At 28.2% G+C, this 8441-nt stretch carries 5 protein-coding genes; all 5 read left to right on the forward strand.

Annotated elements, in window-relative coordinates:
• Positions 1 to 171 precede the first annotated feature (171 nt).
• The 5 genes from lanKC to F594_RS0108845 all read left to right on the forward strand — a co-directional run bounded on the left by lanKC (position 172) and on the right by F594_RS0108845 (position 7555).
• Positions 172 to 2721, forward strand: coding sequence for a class III lanthionine synthetase LanKC (lanKC, locus tag F594_RS0108825; RefSeq protein ID WP_233428300.1), 2550 nt, complete (start codon positions 172 to 174; stop codon positions 2719 to 2721).
• A 203-nt stretch (positions 2722 to 2924) separates the two neighbouring features.
• Positions 2925 to 3047: a class III lanthipeptide gene (locus tag F594_RS10065; RefSeq protein ID WP_199820644.1), complete on the forward strand. Its 123-nt coding sequence runs from the start codon at positions 2925 to 2927 to the stop codon at positions 3045 to 3047.
• Between the two features lie 236 nt (positions 3048 to 3283).
• Positions 3284 to 4018 (forward strand): ABC transporter ATP-binding protein, encoded by a 735-nt coding sequence (locus F594_RS0108835; RefSeq protein ID WP_019035332.1) that lies wholly within the window; start codon positions 3284 to 3286, stop codon positions 4016 to 4018.
• 1 nt (position 4019) lies between these two features.
• Positions 4020 to 5966 (forward strand): FtsX-like permease family protein, encoded by a 1947-nt coding sequence (locus tag F594_RS0108840; protein ID WP_019035333.1) that lies wholly within the window; start codon positions 4020 to 4022, stop codon positions 5964 to 5966.
• A gap of 14 nt (positions 5967 to 5980) precedes the next feature.
• Complete coding sequence (locus tag F594_RS0108845; protein ID WP_019035334.1) at positions 5981 to 7555, forward strand: ATP-binding cassette domain-containing protein; 1575 nt, start codon at positions 5981 to 5983, stop codon at positions 7553 to 7555.
• The last annotated feature ends 886 nt before the right edge of the window (positions 7556 to 8441 follow it).

Consider the following 8441-nt stretch of genomic DNA (forward strand, 5'->3'; position numbering starts at 1 on the left):
TATTTATGGTGCTGATTATAGGAAATTGAAAAATGATAGACGACATAAAGCAAATGATATATATATTCAAAAAATTTAAAATAATTATTGACAAGTATTAAAAAAATAATATCAAAATAAAGAGCAGTAATTAAAATTGAATACAAGGTAGGGGTTGTAACTGTGGATATCATGGACTTTAGATATTTAGATTATATGCACGATATTAGTGATTTTTTCACAAAAATACAAAAAGCAGAAGAGCCTTTTGTATTGCCCGAATATGATATAGATAAATGGGATACATATATAAGTTTTGATTATCATTGGATGATAAAACTTATAAAGAATGAAGAAATGATTGACCAAGGTTGGAAGATACATGTATCTAGCAATCTTAATGAAGCACAAGATATATTGAACGAGGTTTCTAAGGTTTGTTATAAAAAGAATTTATCATTTAAGTATGTGAAAGATAGGTTTGAGTTAAAACTAAAAAATACTAAATATGCTGATAGAAGCTCGTCTGGTAAATTTATTACAGTATATCCTTGCACTGAAGAATTGTTTATTGAAGCTTTAGAAAGCATTCATGAAGCGACTAAAAAGTTTGAAAGAGGGCCCTATATTCTAACTGACAAACGATGGAGAGATGGAAATGTTTATTTTAGGTATGGCGGTTTTAAAGCTATTTCAAAAGATGACGATAAATCAAAACTTTATATATACGATGAGCGTGGTAACTTAATTGAAGATGATAGAAGTCCATATTATAAAATTCCAAATTTTATAAAAGAGCCTAAATATATAGTTGATATTGAGAAAGACTATATTATCGATGACAGTTTATTAACGAATCTAAACAAATATAATATAACTGAAGCGATACATTTTAGCAATGGTGGTGGTTTATATAAAGCTTTGGAAATATGCGATGAAAAAAAAGTAATTTTAAAAGAAGGGCGACATGGAGCCGGTCTCGATAGAAATGATGTTGATGCTTTTAATAGGATTCATAATGAATATAATTACTTAAATATACTAAGAGATATTGAAGGAATAGTTAACCCGATTGAGGTTTTTGATGAATGGGAAAGTGCATTTTTAGTAGAGGAGTTTGTTGACGGGATTCCGTTAACTGATTGGCTTACTAACAATTATCCTTTTGTAGCAAATGCTGATGAAAATGAAGCGTTTGTTGAGAATATAATGAGAATTTGTAATAAGATCAAAAGTATAATATATAGTGTCCATTCTAAAGGTGTAGGTTTTGGAGATTTACAGCCAAGTAATGTCCTATTAAAAAGAGACAATAGCGTAGTATTGATTGATCTTGAGGCAGCAAGAGCCCTTAATTGTAAAGGAATCGTTAGCATAGGTACGCCTGGATTCTTGGATACATCAGTAAAAAATATAGAAGAGAGTGATTACATTTCGCTCATAAGCATAATTTTATATTGTTTTTTGCCAATTGGATCTGTTAACGCTATAGAAAAGTCGAATATTGGAAAACAGATTTCCTATATTGAAAGTCAGTATGGCAAAAATGCATCGGAATATATAATTAATGTTATAGAAGAGATAAGTTTAAAATGCTCTGCTCTGACATTTTATAAAAAGCGTATCTTTCATAGAAATTCGTATAAACTTGGAATGGAAAACATTAGAAATAATATTAAAAGAATTGTAGATACTATGGTTAACAATATTGATTTAAATTCAGATAGAATTTTTAAGGGCGATATACGCCAATTTGAATATGAACTTGGGATGCATAATGTTTTAACAGGAGCATATGGCTGTATATATGCACTTTCTAAGTACATGGACGTTAGGTCGGTGTTTGAAAAATGGATTATGGATAATTCGGATTTTAGCAGTTTTGATGATTGTGGTCTTTTTACTGGGAAGTCAGGGATTGCACTTGTTTTATATTCTTTAGGGTATAACGAAGAAGCCATAAATGTGTTAAAAGAAGTTGAGGAACAAGTCTGTAGATATATTAAAAATGATGATATATCTATGATTTCAGGATTGTCAGGAATAGGATATTCCTTTTTAAGAATGTATAAAAAAACCAGAAATGAAAAGTATCTTAGGTTATCAAAAGATATAATAGATAGTTTGTTAAAAAAATTCCACGAAAAAAAATATAAAGGCACATTAAATGAAGATTTTTCTCCTATAGGTTTAATTACGGGTTGGACTGGTTTATCGTATTTACTTTTAGAACTATATGAAATAGAAAAAACACCTGAAATAATAGATTTTGCAAAATTGTGTATAGAAGAAGATTTAAGTAAATGTAAGCAAGATAATAATAATGGTTTATATGTTGATTTTGATAATATATTGTCTCCTTATTTACTAGGTGGAAGTGCAGGAATTGGAATCTGCATACAAAAGTTTAAAAACTTAGGATGCTTTGATTACGATATACAATTAAGCGAAATTGAAAAGATAGCAGAAACAAAAAGTTTTTATAATATTGGGCTATTTAGAGGAGCTGCTGGGATATTACAGTTAATAGCTAATATGAAAGGAAAAGATAGAGAGTTATATTTGAGTAGATTTATAGATATGCTTAACATATATTTAATAGAACGAGATGATGATATATGGGTTCCAGGGGAGTTTTGTTACAAACTATCAGAAGATGTCTTTTCTGGAAGAGCTGGGTTATTGTTAGTGCTTCATGATGTTTTGACTGAAGAACGAGACTCTTGGCTTCAGCTTATTTAATTGAGATATTAAAACTGTTGCTTCTAAGAAAGTAATATATGTGCTTTTATGTGAAGTTTGAGTTTTAATATAAATTCTAACATTCTATGCTTTAAAATCCTAATTTTAATACATAGGATTGCTAGACTATTCTCCATGGTTTCATGAAGGATGTAAGCAGTAGATTTTTGAGTAGAAGTGGTTATAATGGGAGGTGAAATGCAATGTCAAATAAAATACTTAAACTACAAGAAATGAAGGCTAACGAAAGCAAAGTAGTTTCTAGAAAATCTAGTCAAAGCAATAGTTGCAACACTAGAAGTTCAATTAGCATCGCTTGTAAATAGTTGTTCATTTAGTATAGGCTATTGGATACAAAACTAAAATTACAAGAAATAAAGGATAGCTCAAGCAAGGTGCTTTCTAGAAAATCTGGTTAAAACAGTAGTTTCAATGCTATAAGCCAAATAGCAATTGCTTAAAGTTAGTCCTAAATAATGAGAGAAACTATTAAATAATAAGACCGCCTTTAAGTTAATTATAATTTTGGTGGTCTTATTTCTTTAAAATTGGAGATGATTTTATGGAGGTTATTAAAGTAAAAAACCTTTACCATACTTTTGATGGAAGTAACTATATTTTAAAAGATATATCTTTATCATTAAAAAAGTCTGAGTCAATAGCGATTATGGGACCTTCTGGTTCAGGAAAGTCAACACTTCTTTATTGCTTATGCGGTATGATAAGAGCTAGTAGAGGGGAGATTTTATTTTTAAACAAAGATATTAGGTCGCTTTCCACAAGAGAGTTAAATAAACTGTATAGAAAAAATTTTGACTTTATATTTCAAGATATTAACTTAATTCCTGTCTTAAATGTAGAAGAAAACATTGAGCTGAAAAATAGTCTTATCAAAAAAAGACTAAATATAAAAGAATTAGAAGAAACTTTGGATCTTTTAAATTTAAGTGGTAAAGAGAAGTATTATCCAGCAGAATTGTCTGGTGGTCAACGACAAAAAGTTGCCATAGCCAGGGCCCTTTTATTTAAACCAGACCTTATTTTTGCAGACGAACCTACAGGGGCACTGGATACCAATTCTTCTTACAATGTTTTGGAGGAAATGAAGAAGCTGAATGATATAGGTACAAGCACTATAGTTGTAACACACGACCCTAACGTAGCGATTCAAATGGACAGAGTACTATTTTTGCTTGATGGTCAGATTAGTCAAGAAATTAATAAGCCAAGCATCGGAGAGATTTTAGAAATTTTTACAGATCTTGAAGAAAACAAGAAATTAGGAGGGAAAGATTAAGATGAAAGTAAAAATTGCTATAAGGATGATTTGGAAAAATAAGCTAGTTAACTTATGGATGTTTTTATCTATGACCTTAATCTCTATAACTCTAAGTTTAACATCTGCGTGGTATTTGGCTACATTAAGCCCAAATAATGATTTAATTTTTTCTACATTTAATAGAAAAAAAAATAATCTTATACTTGGAGACTTAGTGAATGGATCTCAACTTCAATTTTTAATGATTTTATTTTTTGGGTTTTTACTTTTAGTAGGGACAATTTATTTTTCAATAAAGCAGGAAGATAAAGATTGGGCTCTTTTAAAACTTAATAGTCTAAATAATAAAGAGATTATTGAAATTCTTTTATTTAGAACTTTAATTTTAAATATTATAGCTTCGGTTCTTGGAATATTTTTGTCTAGATTTTTTATAAAAGCTTATGTAAAGTTTTTCTTTTATTTTATTTTCAAGCCAGGATATGATAGTCTTTTAATGGTTAATCTAAGACCAGGATTACAATCTAGCGTAATAAGTTTATTAGCTATTTTTGTTATGGTTATTATAGCAAGTTTAACAGCAAGCATAAATGTTATAAAGACAAGACCTATAGATCTATTTATTAAATCAAACGAGATAGCAACTCTTAGCAAGAGAAATATTATTCTAAGAGCTATTATTGGTTTAATATTATTTTTCATATTTCTATATTATACTTTAATTAAGCCGGTAGAAACAGGGACTATAATAGATATTCAAGGAGTTGGAGCTTTAGCGATAGCTCTTGTTATAATTGTGGCCCCTATATTGATTCCGAAATTTTCTAGTTTAATAGCAAAAGTCTTGGTGTTAAAAAATTCGGCATTAGCTTCTTATTGTAGAGGTCGAGTTTTAATGAATACACAAAAAAATCTTTCGCTTGCCACACCCATTCTTTTAGCAGTTATAATACCTTCGATTTTTGCACTTTTTTCAGAGGCAAGTGTAGTAAGGATGAATAGAGAGTATAATGCTCAAAATAAGAAAATGGGAGAAGGGATATATGCCATTATAAATCCAACAAAAATAGATGCTTATGCTCAAGAAAAGCTATTAGAGATTAAGGGTACACAAGATTTAATAATTACAAACACTTTAAGCTATTATGATGCTGCAGAAGATGATCATTATGTAGGAGTTAATTACATCAATGATAAGAGTCTTATGGTTAATTTAGACCTCGAGGCAGGAAGTATAGATAATATATCTAAAAATAAGATTGGTGCAAGTAATGATTATGAACTTGGAGATGAAATAAAAATTACATATTATAATGGAGAAGAGAAGACATATAATGTGGTAGCAGTTTTTAAATCTGTGCCTTACCTGTTATTGCCGAAAATATATATTGACTATAATTCAAATGAATTCTTGCAAGGACTTGAAAAGATTGATAACAAGTTATATATGAGTAACTCAAGCATTGGAAAGGCTGAATTAGAAAAGAAAGTTAAAAAAATTTTACCAAGTTCAAGAGTTTTGACAGGTTCAGAAGATGTAAACGAATACTTAAAGAATTTTTCTGATCATGAATTTACAACAATAAAATTTCTTTATTTCCCTTGTATGATTTTAGCGTTGGTAATTATTGCTCAAAATATAATATCTTTAATTTCTTTTAAAGAAGATGATTTTAAATTATTATTTAGAATGGGCTTTACTAGAGGGGAAATAATTCTAGAAAATTTAGTAGAAATTCTGGCTACTATTTTTTCCGCCAATATTATGATAATTATGGTAATTTCTATAATGTTGGTTAAATTTACCAAGGAATTTAGTATAAATGAAATTACTATAGGAGCAAATCTTCCAATTAAAGTGTGTCTATATTTAAATATATTTTTTATTATAATATGTATTGTTATTACTGTAATAGTTTGTTTGTTGAAGACAGAGAAAACTAAAATGGTGGATAGGCAAATTTAAAAGGCTTGAATATTATGAAAATTACAGATTTATTGCAAATAGAGGTAAAAAAGTTTGTTTTTTTGGTAATTATATATATACTATATCCAGCTATGGATATAGTGGCTGCATTGCAGCTAGCTACAAGTGTAGATAGACTTATCGAGGGCAATGTGCTCTCCTTCATTAATTATTTAATAATAGCTACATTTTTTTGGACAATATCAGTTTTTTTCAGAAATTACGCTAACATAAAGGAACAAATATTTTTACAGTTGCTTTCTAAAAAATTACGAACCCTAAGTGTAGGAAGAGTTTGTGATGACCTAAATAACAATGAAGGTATTGTTGATTTTTCTAAATATATAAATATGATGACTACTGATATTCTATTAATAGAGAAGAGTCTTGGTTCGTTATTAAAATTTTTTTCTATAATAAGTACAATTATATTTGTAACGCTTGCACTTATCAAATTCCACTATATTATATTTATAGTAGCAACAATTTTAGGTATTGTTATGATAAAAATTCCTAAACTTTTTGAAGATAGAATAAAAAAAACTACTGATGATGTTTCTTTTGCTAATGAATCATTGCAAAGAAATATAACAATTTGGCTAAAGGGAAGCAAAGTGTTAAAACATTTTAGAGCAGAAAATATGCTTTACAATATTAGTGAGAAGTATTCTGATTTAATTAAGAAAGCTAAAGTTGAACAGACAAAATGCATAACGAAGTCTAATTTTATTGTGAGCATTATGAATATATTTAGCCAGATTATTATATTAGTAATAACTGGTATTTTATCTTACGAAGGGAAAGTGTCTATAGGATCAATTATTTCAGTTGTGAGTATATCTGGACAATTATTTAATTCATTGGATGAATTTGGAGAGAGTTATGCTGAAGCGATATCATCTAATTTTTTGTTAAAGAAGTACAGTCTAATGGAAAAAGCGAATCCAAAGGATAAGATAATTTTAAGAGAATCTATAAAACTGAAAAATTTATCTTATAATTATGGTAATGAACAAATTAAATTTCCAGATATTATATTTAATGCAGGTGGAAAGTATATCATCTCTGGGAAAAGTGGAGTAGGGAAAACAACTTTACTAAATATAATTTTTGGTTCTTTAGAGAATTATAAAGGAGATATTTTTTGGGATGATATAGATTATAAAGATTTAAACTTGGATAAGGGCATTTCATATATATCGCAGGACCCTTATATGTTTCTAGGAACTATTAAAGATAATATTATTTTGAATAAAGAGTATGATAAAAACTTATTTAATGAAATTATAAAGATAAGTAGACTACATAATGTTATAGAATCATTACCTCTTAAAGAAAATACAGAAGTAGATAGTGATAATATATCGTTCTCAAAAGGAGAAATTCAAAGAATAGCAATTGCAAGAGCTTTATATCATAAAGAGACTGTATTAATTATAGACGAAGGCTTATGTAATATAGATAAATATAATGCAAAATATATAGAAAAGTATTTGTTTGAGAATCAAGAGTTAACAGTGCTTATGATAACTCATAATTTAAGTAAAGAGACGGAAAAGATTGTATCAAAAATTATTGAATTAAAGTAGTTTAAAATGATTATTTTAAAACTACGGATGTATAATTTTGAAAAGTATATTATAACTAATCATTGTATTGCAAGTATGGATATACTAATTAAATTTTTAGATTAAGATTATAAAGTACAATATTAGTTGTTGTTAGTATAATAAAAAATAAGTAGATGTAATCGTCATAAAAGATTAGGGGATTAACTTATATTATTTAATTTAGCGTAATTTTGATAATTTTTTTCACATGAAAACCTGCTAACAGAAGTCAAGTATAACCTGAAATTAATTTCAGGTTATTTGCTTATCTGAGTAATTAAATTAGCAAATGGCAAAACAAACCGAGAGTAATCAATCGGCTTGCTTTTTAGGGTAGTGTGAAAAGTTGACTCCATAATATCTGTTAGAGATTTTACTCCCCAACAGATATTATAGAGCCTTTTATTAGCAGTATATTTCTTATTATACAAAGCAATATATAAAACACAATAGTATTACAATAGAATACATTAAAATAGATTTACAATGATTATATATTTTATCTTTCTATATTTATACCTATATATGTTTTATAATTTCTTTTAATTTTATATAGTTTTGTCATATTAGATTTTATACTAGAATACTCTTGCATAAGGGTGTTCTTTTTTAGTACCATAAATAGTGTAAGAAAGGAAGTAATACCTATCTTGCACTATTTTTGTATAATGAAGAAGTAGTATGACGAGGTGCTTTTAGGGTTGAAACATCCGCCAAAAAAACTGTCAGCTACCTCTTCATTATTCATATTCGGTTAAGCAGGTTGGGCAAAACGTCCGTGTCACAAGCTAAAAAGAGTGTAATGGTGCAGGTAGAAACTACAAAAGAAAAAGAAAGAAGGAAAGCCATGATATCTGTAGGAATA

This window comes from Peptoniphilus lacrimalis DSM 7455 (assembly GCF_000378725.1).
In the GTDB taxonomy this organism is placed as follows: domain Bacteria; phylum Bacillota; class Clostridia; order Tissierellales; family Peptoniphilaceae; genus Peptoniphilus_A; species Peptoniphilus_A lacrimalis.

Bases quoted from the DNA above. Each gene is read 5' to 3' on its own strand.
- lanKC (WP_233428300.1), top strand. From the start codon at position 172: ATGGACTTTAGATATTTAGATTATATGCACGATATTAGTGATTTTTTC.
- F594_RS10065 (WP_199820644.1), top strand. From the start codon at position 2,925: ATGTCAAATAAAATACTTAAACTACAAGAAATGAAGGCTAACGAAAGC.
- F594_RS0108835 (WP_019035332.1), top strand. From the start codon at position 3,284: ATGGAGGTTATTAAAGTAAAAAACCTTTACCATACTTTTGATGGAAGT.
- F594_RS0108840 (WP_019035333.1), top strand. From the start codon at position 4,020: ATGAAAGTAAAAATTGCTATAAGGATGATTTGGAAAAATAAGCTAGTT.
- F594_RS0108845 (WP_019035334.1), top strand. From the start codon at position 5,981: ATGAAAATTACAGATTTATTGCAAATAGAGGTAAAAAAGTTTGTTTTT.